We start from the raw sequence: 332 nt of genomic DNA on the forward strand, positions 1-332 counted from the left end.
GCGCTGCGGCCCCTGGTCATCGTGGGGCTCGGCTGCGTGCTCGGGTTTCCGCTGCTCAGCTCGATCGCGATGCGCAGCGTGCCGGCGTCGCACGGTGCCGTGCTGGCGGGGATGCTGCCGCTGGCGACCGCGCTGTACGCGGCCCTTCGGGGCTACGAGCGGCCATGGAACCGGTTCTGGCTCGTCGCGCTCCTGGGTTCCGGGCTGGTCGTCGCGTTCGCGCTGAGCCAGGGCGGCGGCGCGCTGCAGGCGGCCGATGTACTGATGTTCGGCGCCATCGTCTCCGCCGCGGCCGGGTATGCGGAAGGCGGCCGCCTGGCGCGCACGCTGGG

General features: G+C 74.4%; 1 pseudogene. It reads left to right on the forward strand.

What is annotated here, in order from left to right:
* Window positions 1–332, forward strand: a pseudogene (locus ACEN88_RS34880) (EamA family transporter); the annotation flags it as partial.

The organism is Massilia sp. CT11-108, assembly GCF_047302915.1.
Lineage (GTDB): Bacteria > Pseudomonadota > Gammaproteobacteria > Burkholderiales > Burkholderiaceae_D > Telluria > Telluria orientalis.